Genomic DNA, 21,634 nt, shown 5'->3' with positions numbered 1-21,634 from the left:
CGCCTGATCAACCTCGGTTTTTTTGAGAACCAATCGCATGTCGAACCCTTCCGGCGACGCGGCGGACGACCAGACCGGTCGCTTCGTGGCCCAGCCCAACGGCCGCCCTCGTCCCCTGTCGCCCCATCTTCAGGTCTGGCGCTGGCACGTGACCATGTTGGCGTCGATCCTGACCCGGATCACCGGTTCGGCCCTCTATTTCGCGACGGCCCTGATCGTGCTGTGGCTGGGGGCGATGGCCTTCGGGCCCGAGGCCTACGCGACCTTCGTGGCCCTGGCCGGTTCGCCCCTGGGCCTGCTGGTCTGGTTCGGCCTGACGGTCAGCCTGATGTATCATTTCGCCGCCGGCGTCCGCCATCTGGTCTGGGACGCGGGGGCCGGCCTGACGCCGAAATCGGCCAATACGGCCTCGCATCTGTCGATCTGGTTCGGGATCCTGGCCTCGGTCGGTTTCTGGATCGCCCTGTTCGCCACCGGAAAGGTCACGCTGTGAGCCGGGTCCAGAAAGCCTTCCGCAACGGCGTCAAGGTCTCCGAAGTGCACGGCGCGGGCGAATGGACGGCCGAGCGCCTGTCGTCGCTGATCCTCGTGCCCCTGACCGTGTGGGCGATGTGGTCGGCCTTCCAGATCGCCGGTGGCGGCTACGACGGGGCGGTCGCTTGGTTCTCCAACCGCGTGAACGCCGGCCTGATGGCCGTGACCCTGCTTGCGACGCTGTGGCACATGAACATGGGCCTCAAAGTCATCGTGGAAGACTATATCCATCGGGACGGGTCGAAGGGGCTGCTGCTCGGTCTCAACACCCTGTTCTGTCTGGCGCTCGCCGCCGGCAGTGTCTTCTTCATCGTGCGGCTGGCGCTGGGTTCGGCGCCTCTGCCCGCCGGGTTCGGGATCTGATCATCTGATGCGTGCCACCTATGAGTTCGTCGATCATGCCTATGACGTCGTGGTCGTGGGGGCCGGGGGCTCCGGCCTGCGCGCCGCGCTCGGGGCCGCCCAGCAGGGCCTGAAGGTCGCCTGCGTCAGCAAGGTCTTCCCGACCCGGTCGCACACCGTGGCGGCCCAGGGCGGCATCTCGGCCGCGCTCGGCAACATGGGCGAGGACTCGTGGAAATGGCACATGTACGACACCGTCAAGGGGTCGGACTGGCTGGGCGACCAGGACGCCATCGAATATCTGGTCCGCGAGGCCCCCAAGGCCGTTTATGAGCTGGAACACTGGGGCGTGCCCTTCAGCCGCACCGACGACGGCAAGATCTATCAGCGCGCCTTTGGCGGCATGACCAAGAACTACGGCGAGGGCCCGGTGCAGCGCACCTGCGCCGCCGCCGACCGCACCGGCCACGCCATCCTGCACACCCTGTACGGCCAGTCGGTGCGCCGCGAGGTCGAGTTCTTCATCGAGTATTTCGCCCTCGACCTGATCATGCACGACGGGGCCTGCACCGGCGTCACGGCCTGGAAGCTGGACGACGGCACCGTCCACCGCTTCCGCGCCAAGCTGGTGATCCTGGCCACCGGCGGCTACGGCCGCGCCTATTTCAGCGCCACGTCGGCCCACACCTGCACCGGCGACGGCAATGCCATGGTGCTGCGCGCGGGTCTGCCGCTGCAGGACATGGAGTTCGTCCAGTTCCACCCCACCGGCATCTACGGCGCCGGCTGCCTGATCACCGAGGGCGCGCGCGGCGAGGGCGGCTATCTAACCAACTCGGAAGGGGAGCGGTTCATGGAGCGCTACGCCCCCTCGGCCAAGGACCTGGCCAGCCGCGACGTCGTCTCCCGCTCCATGACGATGGAGATCCGCGAGGGTCGCGGCGTGGGTCCGAACAAGGACCACATCAACCTGCACCTCGACCACCTCGACCCGGCCGTGCTGCACGAGCGCCTGCCCGGCATCTCGGAAAGCGCCAAGATCTTCGCCGGCGTCGACGTGACCAAGGAACCGATCCCGGTCATCCCGACGGTCCACTACAACATGGGCGGCATCCCCACGAACTATCACGGCGAGGTCCTGACCAAGGTCGGCGGCGATGCCGACACCGTGGTGCCCGGGCTGATGGCCGTGGGCGAGGCGGCTTGCGTCAGCGTCCACGGAGCCAACCGCCTGGGCTCCAACTCCCTGACCGACCTGGTGGTGTTCGGCCGAGCCGCCGGCCTGCGCGCCGGCGAGGTGGTCGACAAGGCCGCCCCCGTGCCCGAGGCCCCGGCTCACACGACCGACCGCCACCTGGCCCGCCTGGACCGCTTCCGCTTCGCCTCGGGCTCGACCCCGACGGCGAAACTGCGCGGCGAGATGCAGCGGGCCATGCAGTCCGACGCGGCGGTGTTCCGCACCGGCGAGACCCTGGCCGAGGGCGTCGCCAAGCTGCGCGACATCCACGCCCGTGGAGCCGACATCCAGACCACCGATCGCGGCATGATCTGGAACACCGACCTGGTCGAGACCCTGGAATACGACAACCTGATCGACCAGGCCCTGGTCACGATCGAGAGCGCCGCCAACCGCAAGGAAAGCCGCGGGGCGCATGCCCGCGAGGACTTCCCCGATCGCCACGACGAAGAATGGATGAAACACACGCTCGCCTGGAAGACCCAGGGCGACGGCGTCCTGATCGACTACCGCCCGGTGCACGAATACACGATGTCCACGGACATCGAATACATCAAACCCAAGGCGCGGGTTTACTGAGGAACCGATGGTCCAGCTCACCCTCCCCCGTGGCTCCAAGCCGACCAAGGGCCGTGTCCACAAGGCCGCCTCCGGCTCCAAGAACGTCAAGACCTACAAGGTCTATCGCTACGACCCCGAGGTCGACGCCTCGCCGCGCTGGGACGTCTACGAGGTCCCCACCGGCGACCACGGCCCGATGCTGCTGGACGCCCTGATCCACATCAAGTCGACCATCGACCCGACCCTGACCTTCCGCCGCTCCTGCCGGGAAGGCATCTGCGGCTCCTGCTCGATGAACATCGACGGGCGCAACACCCTGGCCTGCACCAAGGGCTGGGACGAGTGCGCGTCCAACACCATCGCCATCGCCCCCCTGCCGCACCAGGCCGTGGTCAAGGACCTGGTCACCGACTTGACCCTGTTCTACGCCCAGTACGACTCGATCAAACCCTATCTCCAGTCCGACGACGCGGACCCGACCACCGAACGCCTGCAGTCGCCGGAGGACCGCGCCAAGCTGGACGGTCTGTACGAATGCATCCTGTGCGCCTGCTGCTCGACCTCCTGCCCCAGCTACTGGTGGAACCAGACCGAATACCTCGGTCCGGCCGCCCTGCTGCAGTCGTATCGCTGGATCTCCGACAGCCGCGACGACCAGACCCAGGCCCGGCTCGACGACCTCGAGGATCCGTTCAAACTGTATCGCTGCCACACGATCATGAACTGCGCCCAGGTCTGCCCCAAGGGGCTGAACCCGGCCAAGGCCATCGCCGAGACGAAGAAACTGATGGTCGCGCCGAACCGCAAGAAGCAGGCCGCCTGATCAGACGGCCAGCCTGAGGCCGCAGTGGGTCGCGAAGTGACGGAAGTCGCCATCGCGGGTGATCAAGGCCGCGTCGTGGTCCAGGCAGAGCTGGGCGATCAGCGAGTCCGCGAACCTCGCCTTCAGACGGCGGCTTAGAACGGTCCTGCGGGTCGCCGCGGCGCGCCCAGAAACCGTCAGTGACGAGAAGGCGCGGAAGATCGTCCAGCACCTCGGCCAGTTCGGTTTGCTCGCCGGGAAAGGACAGCACCTCCATTTCTACCGGGGGCGGCAGAAAGAGGACGTTGTCCTCCATGGCGCGGTTCAGGGCTGCGGTCTGAGGCGTTCGTTCGCCCTTCAGCCAGTCGATCAGCGTGCTGCTATCGACCGCGATCAACCCCGCTCCCAAGGATCCGGCCCTTCCTCGCGCAGGGCGGCGAGCGTGACGCCGCTGTCTCTTTCCAGATCCATCGTGCCTCTCAATGCGCGCAGCCGCGCATAGGCATCGGCCCGCAGCATCCGGCGGAGCGCTTCCCGCAGGGTCTCGCTCACGCCCATGCCCGTGACTTTCTGACCGCGCTCGATCAAGTCGATCGGGACGAAAGCGGTGATCTTGCGCATCTCGTTCATAGGCCACTATTGCCATATGCGGGTTACGGCATCAACTTACGGCCTTGCCTCTCGTGGTCGCCTTTGCGAAGACCGCCCCATGCCCAAGATCACCTATATCGAGCATGACGGCCGCGAGCATGTCGTCGAGGTCAAGACCGGCCTCAGCGTCATGGAGGGGGCGGTCCGCAACAACGTGCCCGGCATCGACGCCGACTGCGGCGGGGCCTGCGCCTGCGCCACCTGCCACGTCTATGTCGACGAGGCCTGGCGCGAAAAGGCGGGCAAGGCCTCGGCCATGGAGGAGTCCATGCTGGACTTCGCCGAGAGCGTCGAACCGAACTCGCGGCTGTCCTGCCAGATCCGCATGTCCGAGGCGCTGGACGGACTGATCGTCAGGCTTCCGGCCAACCAGCACTGAGGCGGGCTTGAAGCCGCCACGGCGTTCATGCGTTGAGCAACCGTGACCATGCCCAACCCACAGGATCGTCGAAACCAGCCGCGCCTGCCCGCCGATCGTCGCGGCGTGCTGATCGTGGACGATCGGGAGCTGGCCTGCAGGATCGCCGACGCGTCCGAGGGCGGCGTCAAGGTCCGGCTGGAACGCGCCGTGGCCCTGCCGCGGACGGGGACGCTGGTCGATGTCGATCAGGCCCAGGCTGCCGAGGCCACGGTCGCCTGGCAGAAGGGTGCCGAGGCAGGTCTGAAGCTGGATCCGCGCGCCAGTGTCCGGGGCCTGGTCCCGTCACGCCTGCTCGCCGCGCGCGAAGCCTGGGTGCGCGCCTCCCGGCGTTGAGGACGCGCGTCAGTTCAGCCGCATCCGCAGGCGATCCATGCTGACCTGATGCATCCGGTGGTCCTGACCCGAGACGGCGTGGGCCCGGTGCAGGGCCGCCAGGGCTCCGGTCAGGGCCCCCTGTTTCTCGCGCGCCGCCGCGACATCCAGCCAGGGCCGGTGATCGTCCGGGTCCAGCAGGGCCCGCCGCACGGCGGACCGCTCGGCGCTGTCATAGTCCTCGGCCTTGATGGCGCGGCTGAACAGCACGTTCTGCAACCGGATCAGGGCGTGTTTCTCGCTGACGGGCGACATCAGCAGATCCAGCCGGTCGGCCACGTGCGGGGTCAGGCCGGCCAGCAGGGCGCGGCGGGTCAGCTCCGACGGCATCACCACCCGGCCCTGGCTGAAGGGATCGAGCGCGACCGGGCCGGCGTCCGTCTCGACCCGCAGCAGGAAATGGTTGGGAAAGTCGACGCCCGAGGCCTTCATCCCCGCATGCCGCGCGGCATCCAGGTAGAAGACGGCCAGGGCCACCGACAGGCCCCGGCGCCGCTCGGCCACGGCGATGATGTCGGTGTTGGCCGGGTCGTGGTAGTGCAAGAGGTCGCCATTCAGCCGCAGGTCGGCCGCCATGGTCTCGGCCAGGGCGTCGTCCGGACTTTCACCCGTCATGCGCTCGGCCAGGCGATCGCGCGCGCAGAGCGCCAGCTGCCGCGCCGGTTCGGCGTCGCGGAACGGATGATCGTGAAGGGCGCAGGCGATGGCCGCGTCCAGCAACGGAAAGTCGTCGCCCTCGGCCTGGCCCGCCTTGGCCAGCACACGTTCCGCGTCCGCTCGTGGCATGGCGACGTCCTCCGACGACGCGTCCCGGGTCCTGGGGACTACAGACCGCGACGATGACGCGGAAACCGCCCCGACGCCAGCGCCACCGTGTCCAGCCGCAGCGTCAATCCCTTCAGACCGGGTCTTTGGCGCAACACCGCCATCCCCGCCGCGCGCAGCCGCTCCCGCTGGGCCGGCTTCAGCGCGGTCAGGGCCGCCTCCAGGGTCGCGCGGCGCTTGACCTCGACGACCGCGAGAATGCCGCCCTTGCGGGCCAGGATGTCGATCTCGGCCCCCGGGGTCTTCAGCCGAAATCCCAGCACTTGATAGCCCTTCAGCATCAGCCAGAGGGCCGCGACCCACTCCGCGCCGTGCCCCTCGGCGAAGGCCTGACCGCCCCGCGCCCGTCGCCGCTCCGACGCCACCCGGACGGGCTGGACCGGCCGACGGACGCGATCCCGCTTCATCCCCGCCCCTGCAGCTCCAGCGCCCGGCGGTAGAGAGGCTTGCGCGGCAGATCCAGCGCCCGCGACACCTCCGAGGCGGCCTCGCCGGGGGCCAGCCGGGCCAGGGCCTCGGTCAGGGCGGCATCGGCATCGGCGGCGCTGGCGGTCTCGGTCTCGCCCGGCCCCACCACCACGACGATCTCCCCCTTGGGCCCGTCCAGGGCGGGATCCACCGCCAGGGCATCCAGCGGACCGCGCACGCAGGTCTCGAACAGCTTGGTCAGCTCGCGGCACACCGCCGCCGGCCGCGGCCCAAGCACCGCCGCCATGTCGGTCAGACTGGCCCGCAGCCGGGGCCCGCTCTCGAAGAAGACCAGGGTCTGGCGCGCCGATTTCAGCTCGGCCAGCATGGTCTGCCGGCCCGCCGACTTGGGCGGCAGGAAGCCCGCGAACAGGACCCGGTCGGCCGGCAGGCCCGACAGCACCAGCGCCGCCAGCAGGCTGGAGGCGCCGGGGATGGGGTGCACGGGCAGGCCCGCCGCGATCACGGCGCGGGCGACGACGAAGCCGGGATCCGACACCATCGGCGTGCCCGCATCGGACACCAGGGCCACCACCCCGCCCTCGGCGATCCGCTGGATGGCCAGCTCGGCCGCCTGGGCCGAGGCGTGGTCGTCGCACCGCTCCAGCCTGGCCTTCAGCCCATAGGCCGACAGCAGTTTGGCGCTGACCCGGGTGTCCTCGGCCAGGACCAGGTCGGCGGCGGCCAGGACGTCCAGCGCCCGCAGCGTCATGTCACGCAGGTTCCCGATCGGGGTCGAGACGAGATACAGCCCCGCCGACACCGGCCTGGGCGGCGGGGCGGTCGGGGGAAAGGGGCCGGGTTCACTCATCGGCTGACCGTGCCAGCCGGGGCGGTCCCGGACAATGGCCGCCTCACGTCAGCAGGGCCTTCAGCACGGCGTCCAGCACCGGCCGACCCCGCGCCGTCGCCGCCAGCCGCCCGGCCTCGATCCGCACGAAGCCGTCCTCGACCAGGCCTGCGACCGGCCCCGAGGCCATCGGCAGATCCAGGGCCGCCAGATCCGCCGTCGCCACGCCCTCGACCGTGCGCAGGCCCAGCAGGACCCGCTCCTCGGCGGCCTCGCGTTGATCCAGCATCGGGCTTTCCGACCACGGCGTGCCCGCCGCCACGCCCTCCACATAGGCCGCGATCCGGCGGTGGGCGACGGTCGCGGTGCGGGCCCCACCGAGGGTCAGCCGCCCATGCGCCCCCGGTCCGACGCCCAGATAGTCCCCGCCGCGCCAGACGTGCAGATTGTGCGCCGACCGCGCCGCGACGCCGCGCGCATGGTTCGACACCTCATAGGCCTCGAACCCGGCCGCCCCCAGCACGGCCTGGGTCGCCTCGTACAGGTCGGCGGCCCGGTCCTCGTCCGGCGGGACCAGGGTGCCGCGATCATAGGCCCGGCCAAAGGCCGTGGCCGCCTCGATGGTCAGCTGATAGGGCGAGACGTGCTCGAACCCCTGGGCCACCGCCTCGCGCAGCGCCCCGGCCCAGGCCTCGACGGTCTGACCGGGCAGGGCATAGATCAGGTCGATCGACAGCCGGTCGAACACCGATCCCGCCACGTCTATCGCCCGCCGCGCCTCGTCGGCCGAATGGTTGCGCCCCAGGAAGGCCAGGGCGGCGTCGTCCAGCGACTGGACGCCCAGCGACAGCCGGTTGACGCCCGCCGCCCGCAAGGCCCCGAAATGCGCCGCCTCGGCATCGGTCGGGTTGGCCTCCAGGGTGATCTCGATCTCCCCTTGGGGTCGGAACAGGGTCCTGGCCGTCTCCACCACCCGCGCCACGTCGTCCGACCGCATCAGCGACGGCGTCCCCCCGCCGAAGAAGATCGAGGCCAGGGGCCGGCCGCCGATCGTCGCCGCCTGGGCCGACAGGTCGGTCAGGATCGCCTCGACCAGCACCGCCTGCTCCGCCCGCCAGCTCCGGTCCCGCACCACGTTGAAGTCGCAGTAGGGGCAGATGCGGGCGCAATAGGGCCAGTGGACATAGACCGCCACGGCCTCGCCCGGGTCGGGCACCGGATCAGTCAATCAGGGCGGCCTTCAGCCGGTCGAACGCCCGGGCCCGGTGGCTCATGGCGTCCTTCCGGTCCGGGTCCATCTCGCCGAAGGTCTGGTCATGGCCGTCGGGAATGAAGATGGGATCGTAGCCGAAGCCGCGGTCGCCCCGGGCCGGAAAGGTCACCACTCCATCGACCCGACCATCGACCACCACGCAGGGGCCGTCGGGCCAGGCCACGGCGAGGGCCGAGGTGAACCAGGCGGTTCGATCGCGCGCGCCCAGCTCGTCGAGCCGCGCCTCGATCTTGCTCATGGCCATGCCGAAATCCCGGTCCGGCCCGGCCCAGCGCGCCGAAAAGATGCCCGGGGCCCCGTCCAGGGCCGCGACCGACAGGCCGGAATCGTCCGCCAGGCAGACCTCGCCCGAGAACGCCGCTGCGGTCCGTGCCTTCAGCATGGCGTTGCCGACGAAGGTGCCTTCGGTCTCGGCCGGTTCGGGCAGGTTCAGCTCGGCCGCCGTGACCACCGTGTAATGCCCGTCCAGCAGGGCGTGGATTTCCCGCGCCTTGCCCGCGTTATGGGTCGCTGCGACCAATCGCATCCCCTTGATAAGCTTCATCTTCATCGACGCTCCACTGGCCGAGACCATTCATTGCTCAAGTTTAATATCGTTAAACGATATGTAACGTGACCCGTCACCCGGCACGTCCTATCTATCATCTCAAGAACGGCAGCCACGACGTTCCCCGGTTTGGTCGCAACGAGCAAATCGAAGCCTGTGGTTAGAGAACGCGGGCAACAAATGACCCGGTTCAGGATCGAAAGACGAATACGATGAACACGATGAACGCCTCCCTCTTCATGGACAAGGTCGGCACCGTCCTGGTGAACGCCGCCCTGCTGGCCGCCCTGCCCACTGCCCTGGTGGCCATTCTGGTCCAGTCTTTCTAAGAAGGCTTTCTTCCGCGCGCCGCAACGTCGCTGCGCGGATCGCATAAAAAGAAAAGGGCTTCCCTTGAAGACCAGAGCGATGAAGATCACCGCGTCGGGGTTCGCCGGACCCCGCGCGGCCATCGCGCCTTAAGTCCCGGCCGAGCGCCTCAGCGATGCCCCTTCACCGGCCCGATCTCCGCCTGTCGAAACTGCCCCGCCTGCGCCCGCCGTTCGGCGTGAAATTCCAGACGCCGTTCAAGACCCTGGGTCCCGGTTCGGTGTCCAGCCTGTTGAAGATCGCCCTCGACGTCGCCTATCTGCTGCTGATGCTGATCACGGTCGTTTTGCTGCTTCTGTTCGTGGCGGCGATCTTCATCCCCGTCAGCCAGTACGACATCACCTTCACCAGCGACGACGGCGGCACGCAACAGCCGCTGACCCGCGCCCTGGTCCTGTTCGGCGTGGGGGCCTTTTCCGCCTATTTCGGCGGCTTCCTGCTGATCCTGCGAAACCTTCGCAAGATCTTCCGCACCCTGACCCTGGGCGATCCGTTCCAGCCCGAGAACGTGCGGCGCCTGCGTCAGGTCGGGCTGATCCTGGCCGTCGTCACCGCCGGCGTCTGGCTGGCCCAGGGCATGGTGGCCGCCCGCCTGGCCCCCGGGGTCATGGATCCCCAGGGCCTCGGCGAGCTTCTGACCCCGGTGTTCTCCGTTCTGGTGGTCTTCGTCCTGGCCGAGGTCTTCCGAGAGGGGGCCCGTCTGCGCCGCGAGTCGGAGCTGACCATCTGATGGCGATCCGCGTGCAACTGGACCGCATGCTGCTGGCGCGGCGCATGTCGCTGACCGAGCTGGCCGACCGGGTCGGGGTGACCCTGGCCAATCTGTCGATCCTGAAGACCGGCAAGGCCCGGGCCGTGCGGTTCTCGACCCTCTACGCCCTGTGCCGCGAGCTGGACTGCCAGCCGGGCGACCTGCTGGTCTATGAGCCCGGCCCGCCCGACGCCGACGACGGCGACGAGGCCTGAGCCGTGGCACGGCGACCGCCCCCGGACCTGACCGTCGAAGACCGCCGCATCTGGGCCCGGGTGTCGGGCACGGTGACGCCGCCCAGGACGCGCAAGGCCGCGCGGGTCACCCCCGGGGCCCTCCTGCCCGATGAACCGCTGAAGCCCGAGACGGTCAAGCCCGCCCCGCGCCCGCCCGGCCCGATGGCCGCCAAGCCCTCGACCAAGATCCGGAGCATCGCCGCAGCCACGCCTCGCGCCCTGCCGATCCCCCCGCGCGCCGTTCCGGAAGAGCTGGAACCCCGCCGCCAGCGACGGCTGTCGCGCGAGCGCGATCCGATCGAGGCCTCTATCGACCTGCACGGCTTCGGCCGGTTCGAGGCCGAGGACCAACTGAGGGCGTTTCTCGCCGCGTCCCAGGCGCGGGGCCTGAGGGCGGTGCTGGTGGTGACCGGACAAGGTCGCCGGGGCGGCGGCATCATCCGCGCCTCGATCCACGAATGGCTTCAGGGTCATGCCCTGCGCGGCGTCGTCTCCGGCTTCGCCATGGCCCACCGCCGCCACGGCGGCGACGGGGCCATCTATGTGACGCTCAAGAAGCGCTAGTTGAGGGCCAGCCCATGCTCGGCCGCCAGGTCGGCCAGGCGGACCATCGGACGAGGCCCCCAGTGGGCGATGACCTCGGACGCCGCGAGGGAGCCGAGCTTGCCGGACTGTTCCAGCGTCAGGCCACGCGCGACCCCCAGCAGGAAGCCGGCGGCGTACTGGTCGCCCGCCCCCGTGGTGTCGATCACCTTGTCGACCGGATAGGCGGCGACCGACACCCGCTCGTCGCCCGAGAGGATCACCGAGCCGTGCTCGCCCCGGGTGATGGCCGCGATCTCGACCATCGACGCCAGCCGATCCGCCGCCGCGTCGAAATCCTCGGTCTCGAACAGGGCGGCCAGCTCGCCTTCATTGGCTAGGACGATGTCGGCCGAGGCCTCGATGAAGGCCAGCAGCTCGGCGCGCCAGCGGGCGACGACGAAGGTGTCCGACAGGGTGATGGCGACCTTGCGGCCGGCCGCGTGGGCGGCGGCGGCGGCGGCTTCGAAGGCGGCGCGGGCCGGGGCCGGGTCGAACAGATAGCCCTCCAGATAGACGATGGCGCTGGCCGCGATCAGATCGGCGTCGATATCGGCCGTGCCCAGCTGGTTGGCGGCGCCCAGGAAGGTGCACATCGTGCGCTGGCCGTCCGGCGTGACGTTGATCAGGCAGCGGCCCGTTCCAGCGCCGCCTTCCAGCACCGGCGTGTCGAAGTGGACGCCCGCGGCGCGGATGTCGTGGCTGAAGACCTCGCCCAGGGTGTCGGGCGCGACCTTGCCGATATAGGCCGCCCGGCCGCCGAAGCTGCCGACGCCTGCCACCGTATTGCCGGCCGAGCCGCCCGACGCCTCCACGCCCGGAGCCATGGCGTCATAGAGGGTCGCGCTCTGGGCCTCGTCCACCAGCTGCATCGAGCCGGCGGTCAGGGCCTGGGCGGCCAGGAAGGCGTCGTCGCAGGGGCTGAGGACATCGACGATGGCGTTGCCGACGGCGCAGACGTCGTGGGTGGGGGCGTTCTGGGTCATCAGGCCCCATAGCGGGCGGAGCAGGGGGACGCCAGAGGGCGCATTACCGAAGCTTCACTTGCTCCGGCCGGGCCGACGCTCGACGGTCAAAGCCTTGCCGGAGATCGCCATGCTGACCCTCATCGCCGCCCTCGCCCTCCAGACCGCCGCCCCGACGGTCGTGCCCGACGGCGGGCGGCTTAGCGAGGAGCGCAAATGCTATGTGCTCAGCATGACCCGCGCCGGCACCTCGACCCCGGTCGGCGTGACCTGGCAGACCACCGAGCGCGACACCGTCGACGGCCAGCCCGTGCTCCGCGTTGTGGTGCATCAGTCGGTCAACGGCGGGGCCTTCGACATGCGCGACGCGTTCGTGCTGGAGGCGGCCAGCCTGCGCCCCCTCTCCCTGGTCAACACCCGCCAGGGCCAGGTCCACGTCCGGGCGACCTACAGCCCGGACCGGATCACCGGCGAGACGATCACCAACGGCGTCTCCACCCCGATCGACGTGCCCCTGACCGGCCCGGTGTGGGAGGGCAATCTGTACGGCCTGACCTTCGCCGCCCTGCCCCTGGCCGAGGGGGCGACCTTCACCCTGCCCTACTGGCAGTACGACAAGGGGTTCGGGGCCTTTTCGGTCCAGGTCACCGGATCGGAGACCGTCCGCACCCCCGATGGCCCGGTCGAGGCCTGGGTGGTACAGGCGGGCCCTGACGAAAACCGCGCCCTGACCTATCGGATTTCCAAGGCGGGCAACCGCGAATTGAGCCATACGGCGGCGCAAGGATCGCAGGCCCTCGGCGGCGATTGTTCAACCCTGGAAACCCGACCCTGACCCCGATCGCCGTCCTGACGCCCGCCGCCGACGACCCGGCTTACAAGAGCCACTGGCCCGTCGTGCTGGACCGCCTGTCCAGCGCCCTGGCCCTGGCGGACGTCACCGCCGTCCCGACGGCCTGGACCGACCATATCCACGACGCCTCGGGCCTGATGGACTATCCACTGGTCCTCGGCGTCCTGACCTGGGGCTATTATGAGCGCCCCGCTGACTGGCGCGCGGCCACCCGACTGTGGGGCGAGGCCGGTGTGCGGATCGCCAATCCGGCGTCCGTGCTGGGCTGGAACTCGGACAAATCCTATCTGCGCCGGCTGGAAGCGGCCGGCGTCCCGATCCCGCCGACGCAGTGGACCGACCAGGCCACCCAGGACCTGGTCGAGGCCGCCTTCGACCGGTTCGGCACCGACACCCTGATCGTCAAGCCGACGGTCTCGGGCGGGGCCTGGAAGACCAGCCGCCTGTCGCGCGGCCAGACCCTGACCGATGCGCCCCCCGGGGCCGCCATGATCCAGCCCTTCCTGCCCGAGCTGGTCGCGGCCGGCGAACTGTCGCTGCTGTTCTTCGGCGGGCGGCTCAGCCACGCGGTCAACAAGCGCGCCAGGGCCGGCGATTTCCGCATCCAGTCCCAGTACGGCGGCCAGTACGTCCACCTGCCCGAGCCCCCGGCCGCCGCCGTCGCCCTGGCCGAACGGGTGCTGACGGCCATCGAAGAGCCCCTCCTGTACGGCCGCATCGACATGGTCGAGACCGCCGCCGGCTGGGTGCTGATGGAGGCCGAGCTGATCGAGCCCGACTTCTATCTGGGCGAGGCTCCCGATCGCGGCCGGATGTTCGCCGAAGCGGTCCGGGCCCGCCTCGACACCGGCACCTGACAGGCCACCCGCAGACCTGCGACGAGACGCCGCCGGTCGCAACCGGGCCGGTGGCGGATGGTTCGATCCGCATGCAACGCAGACATTTCCTCGCCGGCGGCCTCGGTCTCGCCGTCGCCGGTGGGCCCTTGGCCGCCTGCGGTCAGGCCGGACCCACCGCCATTCCCACGCCGCCGACCCAGGGACTGGACCCGGCCATCTCGGCCGCCGCCCTGGCCCAGGCCGGCACCCTGCCTCGGCTCCATGCCCTGATCGTCGCGCGCGATGGACAGGTGCTGGCCGACCAAGTGTTCCGCGGGCCGGGGCTGGACGTCCCGGTCAACATCAAGTCCGCCTCCAAATCGGTCCTGACGGCTGTCGCGGAGGTCGCCATCGGGCGAGGGATCCTGACCGGCGTGGACCAGCCGGTGGCCCCCTTCCTGTCCGACCGCTTCCCGGCCAACCCCGATCCCCGACTGGCCACCCTCACGATCGGCCATCTGCTGTCAATGCGCGCCGGCCTGGGCTCGACCTCCGGGGCCAATTACGGGGCCTGGGTCTCCAGTCCGAACTGGGTCCGCCACGCCCTGGCCCGCCCCTTTGAGAGCGATCCCGGCGGCACCCTGATCTATTCGACCGGCACCTCCCACCTGACCTCGGCCGTTCTGACCCGCGCCTCGGGCCGGTCCACCCTCGAACTGGCCCGCGACTATCTTGGCGAGCCCCTGGGCATCACCATCCCCAGCTGGCCCGCCGATCCGCAGGGCATCTATTTCGGCGGCAACGACATGCGCCTGTCGCCCCGCGCCCTGCTGGCCTTCGGCGAGCTGTACCGCAACGACGGCCTGCATCAGGGCCAACGCGTCCTTCCCAAGGGCTGGGTCCAGACCTCGTGGGAGCCGCGCGGCAGCTCGCGCTACACCGGCGACGGCCACGGCTATGGCTGGTGGATCCGCCAGGCGGGCGGCCACGACGTCTTCTATGCCTGGGGCTATGGCGGCCAGATGGTCTTCGTGGTGCCCGGCCTGAACCTGACCGTGGTCATGACCTCGGACCCGTCGCCGGTCGAACAGCGCGACGGCCACGTCCAGCGCCTGCACGCCCTGCTGGCCGACGGCTTCATCCCCGCCGCCGAACGCGGGGCCTAGAGACCGGCCATCAGTCCCCGCGCCGGGCACAGGTCCGAGACCGGACAGCCGGGGCAGTTGGGCTTCCGCGCCGTGCAGGTGTAGCGGCCGTGCAGGATCAGCCAGTGGTGCGCCTTGGGCAGGAACGCCCCGGGCACCACCTTATGCAACTGGTCCTCGACCTTGTCGGCCGTCGCCGCATTGGCCAGGCCCAGCCGGTGCGAAACGCGGAACACATGGGTGTCCACGGCGATGGCCGGCTCGATCCCCAGCTCGTTCAGCACCACGCTGGCGGTCTTTCGGCCCACCCCCGGCAGGGCCTGCAGATCGGCCCGGTTCAGCGGCGTCACCCCACCATGCCGCTCCAGGATGATGCGGCTCAGGGCGATGACGTTCTTCGCCTTGCCCCGGTACAGGCCGATCGAGGCGATATAGGGCACCAGCCCCTCCTCCCCGAGCGCCAGCATCTTCGCCGGCGTGTCGGCGACGGCGAACAGCTTTTCCGTGGCCTTGTTGACCGAGACGTCGGTCGCCTGGGCCGAGAGGGCGACGGCCACCACCAGGGTGAAGGGGTCCTGGAACGTCAGCTCGGTCCTGGGCTCGGGCATGATCCGGGCCAGGCGCGCGAAGATGTCCTCGACCCGATCCTCGTCCGGCGGCCAGGCGAAGATCGGGATCGGTGCCCCGGTCATCACGCTGCCGGGCTTGCGGGCGGGCGCGGCCTTGGCCTTCGCTTTGACCTTAACCGACTTAACCACCCCGATCTCCGTCATCCTCCGGGACCGACGACAGGCGCGGATCCACCCCCAGCGCCACGATGGCCTCGACCGCCGCCCGCTCGCCCTCGGCCCAGGCCCCGTGGGCCGTGCCGTAGAAGGCCTTCGACGTCGCCTCGCCGGCCACGAAGATCCGGTCCTCGACCGGCCGCGCCAGCCGCGCCCGGGCGCCACTGTCCGGATCGCCCTGCCCCGGCAGCACATGCGAATAGGCCCCTCGCGCAAACACGTCCGCACCCCACAGGGAGGTCGCCACCGGCCGGATCCGCCGCCGGAAGCTGGACCCCAGCAGGTCGGACAGTTCGCTGGCCGCAAAATCGAGGAAGGCCGCCTCGCCCCCCACCTCCAGCCCCCAGGCCAGGTCGCCGCCGAAATAGGCCTCGATCATCGGCCGCCCGAACGGCCGAAGATGATAGCCCCCGGTCTGGGCCGTGTCGGTCCGGCCCCACAGCTGGCTGTCGATCGGGAAGTCCTCGGCCCCGTCCACCGTCATGTGCAGCTTGGACGCCAGCCCCAGCGGCGCCCCCGCCGCCGCCTCGATCAGGTCGGGCAGCGGCGGATCGAACCGCACCGCCTCGCCCGCCAGCACCGAGGTCGGCAGGGTCAGGATCACCGCCTTCGCCTCGATCATGCCCCGGGCCGTCTCGATCTTGATCACGGGCCCGCGCCGGTCGATCCGCGACACCGGGGCGTTCAGCACCACCGGCACCGCGTGCCCCAGGGCGGCGACCAGCGTGCCATAGCCCTCGACGACCCGCAGGTTCGCCCCCGTGTCCGCATAGGCGTCATAGTCCAGGGTCGAGACCTCGGCGAACGTCGCCCCGTTCAGCGCCCCGCTGATGGCGTCGATCAGGCCGTTCCAGCGTTCGCCGGCCACGAACAGGTCCGAGGCCGGCCGGTCTTGCCCTGCGGCCGCCGCCTCGGCCACCCGCGCGCCGAAGGCTTCAAAGGCTTCGCCCAGCTGCGCCTGTTCGGCCCGGCTCAGGCCCAGGTCGAAGGCCTGCTGCTGCCAGGGCGGCGGAGTGTCGTCGACGGTGAACCGGGCCGCCTGAGCCAGGCCGACCAGCGGGTTCGCATCGGCCGAATGCAGCCAGCCGCAGCCCATATCCAGCCCGAAGCCGTCGCGCTCCACCGTATGCGCCCGCCCGCCGATCCGGTCGCGCGCCTCCAGCACCACGCAGTCCACCCCGGCCGCCGCCAGGCGTCGCCCCGCCGCCAGCCCGGCGGCCCCCGCCCCGATCACGGCGACATCGATGGACGAGGGCAGGCGGATGGAGGCGGTCATGCGCCTGGAATGCCCCGAAACACGACGTGTTCAAAGAACCGGTGATGGCTTATTGATTATTGGACGATACGGTCCATTTAACGCATCTTCCCCGCCCCTCCCGCTCGCGCTGTTCAGAGTCTTCCCATGGCCCTCGCTCCCGCCTTCAAGAAACGCCTGCCGCTGATCGTCGGCGGGGTCGTCGCCGTCGGCCTGATCGTCGGCGGCGGCCTGTGGTGGACCAACAAGCAGCGCTGGGAGGCCACCGACAACGCCTTCGTCCAGGCCGACACCACCCTGGTCAGCCCCCAGATCGACGGCTACGTCGCCGAGGTCCTGGTCCAGGACAACCAGCGCGTCGAACGGGGCCAGATCCTGGTCCGTCTCGACGACGCCGACGCCCGGGCCCAGCTGGCCCAGGCCGAGGCCAATCTGGCCGCCCTGCTGGCCGCGGTCGACAATGTCGATGCCCGCGCGGCCCAGGAACAGGCCCTGATCGCCTCGCGCGCCGCCGGCGTCGCCCAGGCCCGCGCCCAGGCCGACCTCGCCCAGTCCCAGGTCCAGCGCTATTCGACCCTGCAGAAACAGGGCTGGGTCTCGCAGCAGCGGATCGAGACCGAACAGGCCGGGGCCCAGACCGCCGCCGCCTCGGTCGCCGAGGCCCAGGCCGCCCTGGTCGCCGAACAGCGCACCGCCGGGGTTCTGGGCTCGACCCGCAGCCAGAGCCTGGCCGCCGTCGAACAGGCCCGCGCCCAGGTCGACCTGGCCCGCACCAATCTGGACCGCACCGTCATCCGTGCCCCGGCCGCCGGCGTCGTGGGTGCCCGCGGCGTCCGCGCCGGCCAGTATGTCCGCCCCGGTGGGCAGCTGCTGTCCCTGGTGCCGCTCGGCGACACCTATGTCGTCGCCAACTTCAAGGAGACCCAGCTGGACCGGCTGCGGCTCGGCCAGACGGTCCACATCTCGGCCGACGCCTTCCCCGGCCAGGACCTGACGGGCCGCATCGACAGCTTCGCCCCCGCCACCGGCTCCGAGTTCGCCCTGATCCCGGTCGAGAACGCCACCGGCAACTTCACCAAGATCACCCAGCGCATCCCGGTGCGCATCCTGGTCGATCACGCCAACGGCGGCGCGGCCCTGCGGCCCGGCCTCTCGGTCGAGGTCAAGGTCGATCTGAAGAGCGCGGGCGGCGACAGCTTCGCACAAGCCGCCACCGGCCCGACCCGTCTGGCCGACGCCGGGACCTCGGCCACCCAATGACCGCCGCCACCCTCGACGGTGCGCCGCCCGCCGCCCCGGCCCAGGCCGAGCCGCAGATCAACTGGACCCTGCTGATCCTGGGGTTCGCGGGGATGGTGATCGGCCAGTTCATGGCCATCCTCGACATCCAGATCGTCGCCGCCTCCCTGCCCCAGATCCAGTCCGGCATCGGGGCCTCGGCCGACGAGATCAGCTGGATCCAGACCGCCTATCTGATCCCCGAGGTCGTGATGATCCCCCTGTCGGGTTATCTGTCCCGCCTGTGGGGCACCCAGCGGGTGTTCCTGATGAGCTGCGGCGGCTTCGTCCTGATGAGCATCGCCGTGGGCCTGTCGTCCTCGGTCGAGGTGATGATCTTCTTTCGCGCCATCCAGGGCTTCGTCGGCGGGGCCATGATCCCGACCGTCTTCGCCGTGGCCTTCACCGCCTTTCCGCCCGCCAAGCGCGTCACCGCCTCGGTCTTCATCGGCCTGATCGTGACCCTGGCCCCCACCATCGGCCCGACCCTGGGCGGCCACCTGACCGAGGCGCTGAGCTGGCGCTGGCTGTTCTTCATCAACGTGCCTTTCGGCCTGCTGTCCTTCTTCCTGGTCTGGCGCTACGCCAATTTCGACAAGGGCGATCCCAGCCTGTCCAAGGGATTCGACTGGCTGGGCCTCGGCCTGATGGCCACCTTCCTGATGAGCCTGCAGTTCGTGCTGGAGGAGGGCTCCAAGAACGACTGGTTCGCCGACGACTCCATCCTGCTGCTGGCCGTGGTCGCCCTGCTGTGCGGGCCCGCCTTCGTCTGGCGCTCGCTGCGCTACTGGAATCCCGTGGTCGAGCTGCGGGCCTTCAACAACCGCAACTTCCTGGTCGGCACCTTCATGACCTTCACGGTGGGAGCCGCCCTGTTCGGCGGCACCTTCCTGCTGCCGTTGTTCCTGGCCCGGGTGCGCGACTATTCCCCGGCCGAGGTGGGCACCACCATGGTCGTCTCGGGCCTGGCCATGTTCGCCACGGGTCCCTTCGCCGGACGGCTGGTGCGGGTGCTGGACCTGCGCATCCTGATGTTCGGGGGTTTCATGATGGCGGCCTGGGGCATGTGGGACGCCCATGCCGTCACGCCCGAATGGGGTTTCTGGCAGTTCGCGGGGGTGCAGGCCCTGCGCGGATCCGGCATCATGCTGGCCATGATCGCGGCCCAGCAGGTGACCATGTCGACGATGCCCCCGCACATGGTCAAGAACGCCTCGGGCCTGGTGAACCTGTTCCGCAACGTCGGCGGAGCCTTCGGCCTGGCCTATCTGAACACCTCCCTGACGACCAACACCGCCATCCACATGGGCGAGCTGACCAGCCGCATCAGCGTCACCAGCACCGGCATGCAGGACATGCTGGCCGGCATGGCCGAGCGCATGTCCGGCTCCATCGATCCGCAAGGCGCGGCGATGCAGGCGGTCCACGGCATTCTGCTCCGCCAGGCGACCACCCTGGCGTTCGGCGACGCCTTCGCCCTGCTGGCGATCGGCTGCGCGGTCGCCGGTTTCGTCACCCTGCTGGCCAAGCCGGTCAGGCCGGGCACCGGCACCCCTCCCCCCGCGGACGCCCACTGATGGCCCGGGTCGTCGGCCAGATCGACGAACGCAAGTCGGAGGCCATTCTGGACGCCGCCTCCGCCCTGTTCGCCGAAAAGGGGGCCGCCGCCTCGATGGACGCGATCGCCCGGCGCGCTGGGGTGTCGAAACAGACGCTCTACAACCGCTACGGGTCGAAGGTGGAGATCGGTCGCGCCCTGGCCGAGCGCCGCTCCGACCTGATCACGGCGCCGCTGCGGGCCGGGGGCGACCCCCTGACCGTCCTGACCGCCCTGGCCGAGTCCATGCTGGCCAAGCTGTGCAGCGCCGACGGCCGCGTGTCCATGCGCGGCGTGGCCCTGATGTCGCCCCAGGCCCCCGACCTGGCCGAGGCCGTCTATCACGCCGGACCGGGCGAGAGCCTGCGCCGCCTGGCCCTGTGGCTGGCCGAGCAGGACCGCCAGGGCCTGATCCGCGTCCCCGACCCCGAGCTCGCCGCCGAGATGTTCGTCGGCATGACCATGGGCCATGGCCACCTGCGCGGCATCCTGGGCATCGAGGAAGCCCGCGCCATCGACATCCCCGCCCGCGCCCGCGAGACGGCCCAGCGCTACCTGCGGGCCTTCGCAGTCTGAGCCGATGCGCCTACACAGCGAAACGTCTGTCCGGAGTGCCCTCTTATGCTGATCGCCTATTCCGCCTGGCCCGAGATCGAGGCGCGGCTGAACACCACAAAGACCATCCTCATCCCCATCGGCTCCAACGAGCAGCACGGCCCCACCGGCCTGCTGGGCACCGACTGGATGTGCCCCGAGATCATCGCCCAGGCGGCCGAGAAGACCGACGACGGCCTGATCGTCGCCCCCACCTTCAACATCGGCATGGCCCAGCATCACCTCGGCTTCGCCGGCACCATCTCCCTGCGCCCCTCGACCTTCATGGCCGCGATCACGGACTGGGTGTCATCCCTGAACCGGCACGGCTTCGACCACATCTATTTCCTGAACGGCCACGGCGGCAATGTCGCCACCATCGAGGCGACCTTCTCCGAGCTCTATGCCGAATGGTCCTTCGCCGAGGAGCCCGCCCCCTTCGTGCTGAAGCTGCGCAACTGGTGGGACCTGCCAGGCGTGATGGGGCTGTGTAATTCGCTGTTCCCGACCGGCCACGGCATGCACGCCACCCCGTCCGAGATCGCCGTCACCCAGGCCGCCTGGCCCGAGCGGATTAAGACGGCCGCCTACAGCCCCCGGATCGCGCCCAGCGGCCCGATCCGCGACGCCGCCGACTATCGCGCCCGCTTCCCGGACGGCCGCATCGGCTCCGATCCCGGCCAGGCCAGCCCGGAAAAGGGCCGCCGCATCATCGACGCCGCCGTGCCCGCCCTGCTGAAGGACGTCGCCGCCTTCGCCAACGAACCCTTGCCCGCCTGACCAAAGGGGCCCAAGCCGGTCCGATGACCACGCCCGACGAGACCGCCCGCCATAGCCACTCGGCGGAGTCCAATGCCGCCAACGGCGGCGAGATGCTGCGCGCCGCCTCGGATGTCATCGCCGCCCGACTGACGATCATGGCCGAGGGCCTGGCCAATCCGATGCAGGCGGACATGCGCGAGATGTCGCTGATGGGGTCCGAAAAGGTCGAGGCCCTGACCGCCTCGGCCCATGCCATGACGGACAATCTGGGCGACCTCGCCGCCCGCGTGTCCCAGTCCGCCCTGGACGAGGTGGCCCACGCCCAGCAGGCCGCCGCCCGCATCGCGGCCGCCGGCTCGCCCCAGGCCGCCGCCACCGCCCATTATGACTATGCCGTCGCCTGGTGGGGCCGGGCCGCCGGCCAGATGCTGACCCTGAACACCGAACTGCTGAAGGCCCAGGCCGACGCCCTGGCCCCGATCCACTCGGCCGCCGTCGCCAATGCGGCGCGCCTGAAGCGCTAGACCTTCCCCCGTTCGCGTGGATGCGCCGTCGCGTTTTTGCTCGGCGTCGACGGGTTCATCACAAAGGGCACAAAGGAAGGCACAAAGCGCACGACGGGTCCTGCGAGGTTGCCATGACCGGGCCCGCACGCGACCGGACTGAATGCGGCGTACGCCGCATCCGAAGGCATCTTCCTCAATACGGCTCAACCCCTTGGTGTCCTTTGTGGTTCTCTTCGTGCCCTTTGTGATGAACCTGCCGGCCCAGCTCCCGCCCCCTAGAAATTGGCGACCGATCGGCCGCAGCGGACCAGCGCC

The 21,634-nt window shown here is 70.0% G+C and carries 27 protein-coding genes; 17 read left to right on the top strand and 10 right to left on the bottom strand.

Annotated features, from left to right (window positions below; all coding sequences use genetic code 11):
- The first annotated feature begins 37 nt into the window (after positions 1 to 37).
- The 4 genes from sdhC to BZG35_RS01760 are packed head-to-tail and all read left to right on the top strand — an operon-like array spanning position 38 to position 3,497.
- Positions 38 to 493: a succinate dehydrogenase, cytochrome b556 subunit gene (gene sdhC, locus BZG35_RS01775; RefSeq protein WP_077354076.1), complete on the top strand. Its 456-nt coding sequence runs from the start codon at positions 38 to 40 to the stop codon at positions 491 to 493.
- On the top strand, positions 490 to 897 hold the full coding sequence (sdhD, locus tag BZG35_RS01770) for a succinate dehydrogenase, hydrophobic membrane anchor protein (protein ID WP_077354075.1): 408 nt from the start codon (positions 490 to 492) through the stop codon (positions 895 to 897). The genes sdhC and sdhD overlap by 4 nt, the downstream gene beginning before the upstream one ends.
- Positions 898 to 904: 7 nt before the next feature.
- Positions 905 to 2,692, top strand: coding sequence for a succinate dehydrogenase flavoprotein subunit (gene sdhA, locus BZG35_RS01765; RefSeq protein WP_077354074.1), 1,788 nt, complete (start codon positions 905 to 907; stop codon positions 2,690 to 2,692).
- A gap of 7 nt (positions 2,693 to 2,699) precedes the next feature.
- On the top strand, positions 2,700 to 3,497 hold the full coding sequence (locus tag BZG35_RS01760; protein ID WP_077354073.1) for a succinate dehydrogenase iron-sulfur subunit: 798 nt from the start codon (positions 2,700 to 2,702) through the stop codon (positions 3,495 to 3,497).
- Here the strand turns inward: BZG35_RS01760 and BZG35_RS18405 are convergent, their stop codons facing one another.
- Positions 3,498 to 3,677 (bottom strand): PIN domain-containing protein, encoded by a 180-nt coding sequence (locus BZG35_RS18405; protein ID WP_371454829.1) that lies wholly within the window; start codon positions 3,675 to 3,677, stop codon positions 3,498 to 3,500.
- Between the two features lie 192 nt (positions 3,678 to 3,869).
- Complete coding sequence (locus BZG35_RS01755) at positions 3,870 to 4,106, bottom strand: hypothetical protein (RefSeq protein ID WP_077354072.1); 237 nt, start codon at positions 4,104 to 4,106, stop codon at positions 3,870 to 3,872.
- A gap of 79 nt (positions 4,107 to 4,185) precedes the next feature.
- On the opposite strand from BZG35_RS01755, the gene BZG35_RS01750 reads away from it, so the two are divergent.
- Both BZG35_RS01750 and BZG35_RS01745 read left to right on the top strand, forming a co-directional pair.
- A complete protein-coding gene (locus BZG35_RS01750) occupies positions 4,186 to 4,506 on the top strand; it encodes a 2Fe-2S iron-sulfur cluster-binding protein (RefSeq protein WP_077354071.1) in 321 nt (106 codons plus the stop codon).
- A gap of 48 nt (positions 4,507 to 4,554) precedes the next feature.
- Entirely contained in the window at positions 4,555 to 4,881 is a 327-nt protein-coding gene (locus tag BZG35_RS01745; RefSeq protein ID WP_253189233.1) for a PilZ domain-containing protein, read from the top strand.
- Positions 4,882 to 4,890: 9 nt separating this feature from the next.
- Here BZG35_RS01745 and BZG35_RS01740 read toward each other — a convergent pair whose 3' ends face one another.
- From BZG35_RS01740 to rdgB, 5 genes are read right to left on the bottom strand one after another with little or no spacing between them, the layout of a single operon-like run.
- Complete coding sequence (locus tag BZG35_RS01740; RefSeq protein ID WP_077354069.1) at positions 4,891 to 5,706, bottom strand: transglutaminase family protein; 816 nt, start codon at positions 5,704 to 5,706, stop codon at positions 4,891 to 4,893.
- Positions 5,707 to 5,744: 38 nt separating this feature from the next.
- Complete coding sequence (locus BZG35_RS01735; protein ID WP_150125886.1) at positions 5,745 to 6,152, bottom strand: YraN family protein; 408 nt, start codon at positions 6,150 to 6,152, stop codon at positions 5,745 to 5,747.
- Positions 6,149 to 7,024 (bottom strand): 16S rRNA (cytidine(1402)-2'-O)-methyltransferase, encoded by an 876-nt coding sequence (rsmI, locus tag BZG35_RS01730; RefSeq protein ID WP_077354068.1) that lies wholly within the window; start codon positions 7,022 to 7,024, stop codon positions 6,149 to 6,151. The genes BZG35_RS01735 and rsmI overlap by 4 nt, the downstream gene beginning before the upstream one ends.
- Positions 7,025 to 7,067: 43 nt before the next feature.
- Positions 7,068 to 8,231, bottom strand: a complete 1,164-nt coding sequence (hemW, locus tag BZG35_RS01725) for a radical SAM family heme chaperone HemW (protein WP_077354067.1) — start codon at positions 8,229 to 8,231, stop codon at positions 7,068 to 7,070.
- A complete protein-coding gene (gene rdgB / locus BZG35_RS01720; protein WP_077354066.1) occupies positions 8,224 to 8,826 on the bottom strand; it encodes an RdgB/HAM1 family non-canonical purine NTP pyrophosphatase in 603 nt (200 codons plus the stop codon). The genes hemW and rdgB overlap by 8 nt, the downstream gene beginning before the upstream one ends.
- 481 nt (positions 8,827 to 9,307) lie before the next feature.
- Between rdgB and BZG35_RS01715 the strand changes: the two genes are divergently transcribed.
- Genes BZG35_RS01715 through BZG35_RS01705 form a run of 3 tightly spaced genes read left to right on the top strand, consistent with a single transcriptional unit; the run spans position 9,308 to position 10,743 of the window.
- Positions 9,308 to 9,922, top strand: coding sequence for a DUF2975 domain-containing protein (locus tag BZG35_RS01715; protein ID WP_077354065.1), 615 nt, complete (start codon positions 9,308 to 9,310; stop codon positions 9,920 to 9,922).
- The gene (locus BZG35_RS01710) at positions 9,922 to 10,158 is read left to right on the top strand and encodes a helix-turn-helix transcriptional regulator (RefSeq protein WP_077354064.1); all 237 of its coding nucleotides are present in this window, start codon (positions 9,922 to 9,924) and stop codon (positions 10,156 to 10,158) included. Before BZG35_RS01715 ends, BZG35_RS01710 begins: the two co-directional genes overlap by 1 nt.
- Positions 10,159 to 10,161: 3 nt before the next feature.
- On the top strand, positions 10,162 to 10,743 hold the full coding sequence (locus BZG35_RS01705) for a Smr/MutS family protein (protein WP_077354063.1): 582 nt from the start codon (positions 10,162 to 10,164) through the stop codon (positions 10,741 to 10,743).
- Here BZG35_RS01705 and BZG35_RS01700 read toward each other — a convergent pair.
- Positions 10,740 to 11,747 carry an adenosine kinase gene (locus BZG35_RS01700; RefSeq protein WP_077354062.1) on the bottom strand — a complete coding sequence of 336 codons (1,008 nt, stop codon included), beginning with the start codon at positions 11,745 to 11,747 and terminating at the stop codon, positions 10,740 to 10,742. The genes BZG35_RS01705 and BZG35_RS01700 overlap by 4 nt on opposite strands.
- A gap of 109 nt (positions 11,748 to 11,856) precedes the next feature.
- On the opposite strand from BZG35_RS01700, the gene BZG35_RS01695 reads away from it, so the two are divergent.
- The 3 genes from BZG35_RS01695 to BZG35_RS01685 all read left to right on the top strand — a co-directional run bounded on the left by BZG35_RS01695 (position 11,857) and on the right by BZG35_RS01685 (position 14,563).
- Positions 11,857 to 12,561, top strand: a complete 705-nt coding sequence (locus tag BZG35_RS01695) for a DUF3108 domain-containing protein (protein WP_150125885.1) — start codon at positions 11,857 to 11,859, stop codon at positions 12,559 to 12,561.
- Positions 12,534 to 13,436: a RimK family alpha-L-glutamate ligase gene (locus BZG35_RS01690; protein WP_253189232.1), complete on the top strand. Its 903-nt coding sequence runs from the start codon at positions 12,534 to 12,536 to the stop codon at positions 13,434 to 13,436. Before BZG35_RS01695 ends, BZG35_RS01690 begins: the two co-directional genes overlap by 28 nt.
- A 71-nt stretch (positions 13,437 to 13,507) precedes the next feature.
- On the top strand, positions 13,508 to 14,563 hold the full coding sequence (locus BZG35_RS01685; protein WP_077354060.1) for a serine hydrolase: 1,056 nt from the start codon (positions 13,508 to 13,510) through the stop codon (positions 14,561 to 14,563).
- Here BZG35_RS01685 and nth read toward each other — a convergent pair.
- Together nth and BZG35_RS01675 are read right to left on the bottom strand one after the other, a co-directional pair.
- Positions 14,560 to 15,306: an endonuclease III gene (gene nth, locus BZG35_RS01680; RefSeq protein WP_150126103.1), complete on the bottom strand. Its 747-nt coding sequence runs from the start codon at positions 15,304 to 15,306 to the stop codon at positions 14,560 to 14,562. The genes BZG35_RS01685 and nth overlap by 4 nt on opposite strands.
- The gene (locus BZG35_RS01675) at positions 15,293 to 16,603 is read right to left on the bottom strand and encodes an NAD(P)/FAD-dependent oxidoreductase (protein WP_077354058.1); all 1,311 of its coding nucleotides are present in this window, start codon (positions 16,601 to 16,603) and stop codon (positions 15,293 to 15,295) included. The genes nth and BZG35_RS01675 overlap by 14 nt, the downstream gene beginning before the upstream one ends.
- Before the next feature lie 126 nt (positions 16,604 to 16,729).
- On the opposite strand from BZG35_RS01675, the gene BZG35_RS01670 reads away from it, so the two are divergent.
- The 5 genes from BZG35_RS01670 to BZG35_RS01650 are packed head-to-tail and all read left to right on the top strand — an operon-like array spanning position 16,730 to position 21,337.
- On the top strand, positions 16,730 to 17,842 hold the full coding sequence (locus tag BZG35_RS01670; protein WP_077354057.1) for an HlyD family secretion protein: 1,113 nt from the start codon (positions 16,730 to 16,732) through the stop codon (positions 17,840 to 17,842).
- A complete protein-coding gene (locus tag BZG35_RS01665; protein WP_077354056.1) occupies positions 17,839 to 19,437 on the top strand; it encodes a DHA2 family efflux MFS transporter permease subunit in 1,599 nt (532 codons plus the stop codon). The genes BZG35_RS01670 and BZG35_RS01665 overlap by 4 nt, the downstream gene beginning before the upstream one ends.
- Entirely contained in the window at positions 19,437 to 20,033 is a 597-nt protein-coding gene (locus tag BZG35_RS01660) for a TetR/AcrR family transcriptional regulator (RefSeq protein ID WP_077354055.1), read from the top strand. The genes BZG35_RS01665 and BZG35_RS01660 overlap by 1 nt, the downstream gene beginning before the upstream one ends.
- 45 nt (positions 20,034 to 20,078) lie before the next feature.
- Complete coding sequence (locus tag BZG35_RS01655; protein WP_077354054.1) at positions 20,079 to 20,831, top strand: creatininase family protein; 753 nt, start codon at positions 20,079 to 20,081, stop codon at positions 20,829 to 20,831.
- 23 nt (positions 20,832 to 20,854) lie between these two features.
- Positions 20,855 to 21,337, top strand: a complete 483-nt coding sequence (locus BZG35_RS01650) for a phasin family protein (RefSeq protein WP_077354053.1) — start codon at positions 20,855 to 20,857, stop codon at positions 21,335 to 21,337.
- Positions 21,338 to 21,634: the final 297 nt, after the last annotated feature.

Origin of the sequence: Brevundimonas sp. LM2, assembly GCF_002002865.1 — a bacterium.
Taxonomy (GTDB): domain Bacteria; phylum Pseudomonadota; class Alphaproteobacteria; order Caulobacterales; family Caulobacteraceae; genus Brevundimonas.
The sequence above is the reverse complement of the archived record's forward strand: the minus strand, read 5'-3'. Positions and strand labels throughout refer to the sequence as shown.

Bases quoted from the DNA above. Each gene is read 5' to 3' on its own strand.
- sdhC (WP_077354076.1), top strand. From the start codon at position 38: ATGTCGAACCCTTCCGGCGACGCGGCGGACGACCAGACCGGTCGCTTC.
- sdhA (WP_077354074.1), top strand. From the start codon at position 905: ATGCGTGCCACCTATGAGTTCGTCGATCATGCCTATGACGTCGTGGTC.
- BZG35_RS01760 (WP_077354073.1), top strand. From the start codon at position 2,700: ATGGTCCAGCTCACCCTCCCCCGTGGCTCCAAGCCGACCAAGGGCCGT.
- BZG35_RS01755 (WP_077354072.1), bottom strand. From the start codon at position 4,106: ATGAACGAGATGCGCAAGATCACCGCTTTCGTCCCGATCGACTTGATC.
- BZG35_RS01750 (WP_077354071.1), top strand. From the start codon at position 4,186: ATGCCCAAGATCACCTATATCGAGCATGACGGCCGCGAGCATGTCGTC.
- BZG35_RS01745 (WP_253189233.1), top strand. From the start codon at position 4,555: ATGCCCAACCCACAGGATCGTCGAAACCAGCCGCGCCTGCCCGCCGAT.
- BZG35_RS01740 (WP_077354069.1), bottom strand. From the start codon at position 5,706: ATGCCACGAGCGGACGCGGAACGTGTGCTGGCCAAGGCGGGCCAGGCC.
- BZG35_RS01735 (WP_150125886.1), bottom strand. From the start codon at position 6,152: ATGAAGCGGGATCGCGTCCGTCGGCCGGTCCAGCCCGTCCGGGTGGCG.
- rsmI (WP_077354068.1), bottom strand. From the start codon at position 7,024: ATGAGTGAACCCGGCCCCTTTCCCCCGACCGCCCCGCCGCCCAGGCCG.
- rdgB (WP_077354066.1), bottom strand. From the start codon at position 8,826: ATGAAGATGAAGCTTATCAAGGGGATGCGATTGGTCGCAGCGACCCAT.
- BZG35_RS01715 (WP_077354065.1), top strand. From the start codon at position 9,308: ATGCCCCTTCACCGGCCCGATCTCCGCCTGTCGAAACTGCCCCGCCTG.
- BZG35_RS01710 (WP_077354064.1), top strand. From the start codon at position 9,922: ATGGCGATCCGCGTGCAACTGGACCGCATGCTGCTGGCGCGGCGCATG.
- BZG35_RS01700 (WP_077354062.1), bottom strand. From the start codon at position 11,747: ATGACCCAGAACGCCCCCACCCACGACGTCTGCGCCGTCGGCAACGCC.
- BZG35_RS01695 (WP_150125885.1), top strand. From the start codon at position 11,857: ATGCTGACCCTCATCGCCGCCCTCGCCCTCCAGACCGCCGCCCCGACG.
- BZG35_RS01685 (WP_077354060.1), top strand. From the start codon at position 13,508: ATGCAACGCAGACATTTCCTCGCCGGCGGCCTCGGTCTCGCCGTCGCC.
- BZG35_RS01675 (WP_077354058.1), bottom strand. From the start codon at position 16,603: ATGACCGCCTCCATCCGCCTGCCCTCGTCCATCGATGTCGCCGTGATC.
- BZG35_RS01670 (WP_077354057.1), top strand. From the start codon at position 16,730: ATGGCCCTCGCTCCCGCCTTCAAGAAACGCCTGCCGCTGATCGTCGGC.
- BZG35_RS01665 (WP_077354056.1), top strand. From the start codon at position 17,839: ATGACCGCCGCCACCCTCGACGGTGCGCCGCCCGCCGCCCCGGCCCAG.
- BZG35_RS01660 (WP_077354055.1), top strand. From the start codon at position 19,437: ATGGCCCGGGTCGTCGGCCAGATCGACGAACGCAAGTCGGAGGCCATT.
- BZG35_RS01655 (WP_077354054.1), top strand. From the start codon at position 20,079: ATGCTGATCGCCTATTCCGCCTGGCCCGAGATCGAGGCGCGGCTGAAC.
- BZG35_RS01650 (WP_077354053.1), top strand. From the start codon at position 20,855: ATGACCACGCCCGACGAGACCGCCCGCCATAGCCACTCGGCGGAGTCC.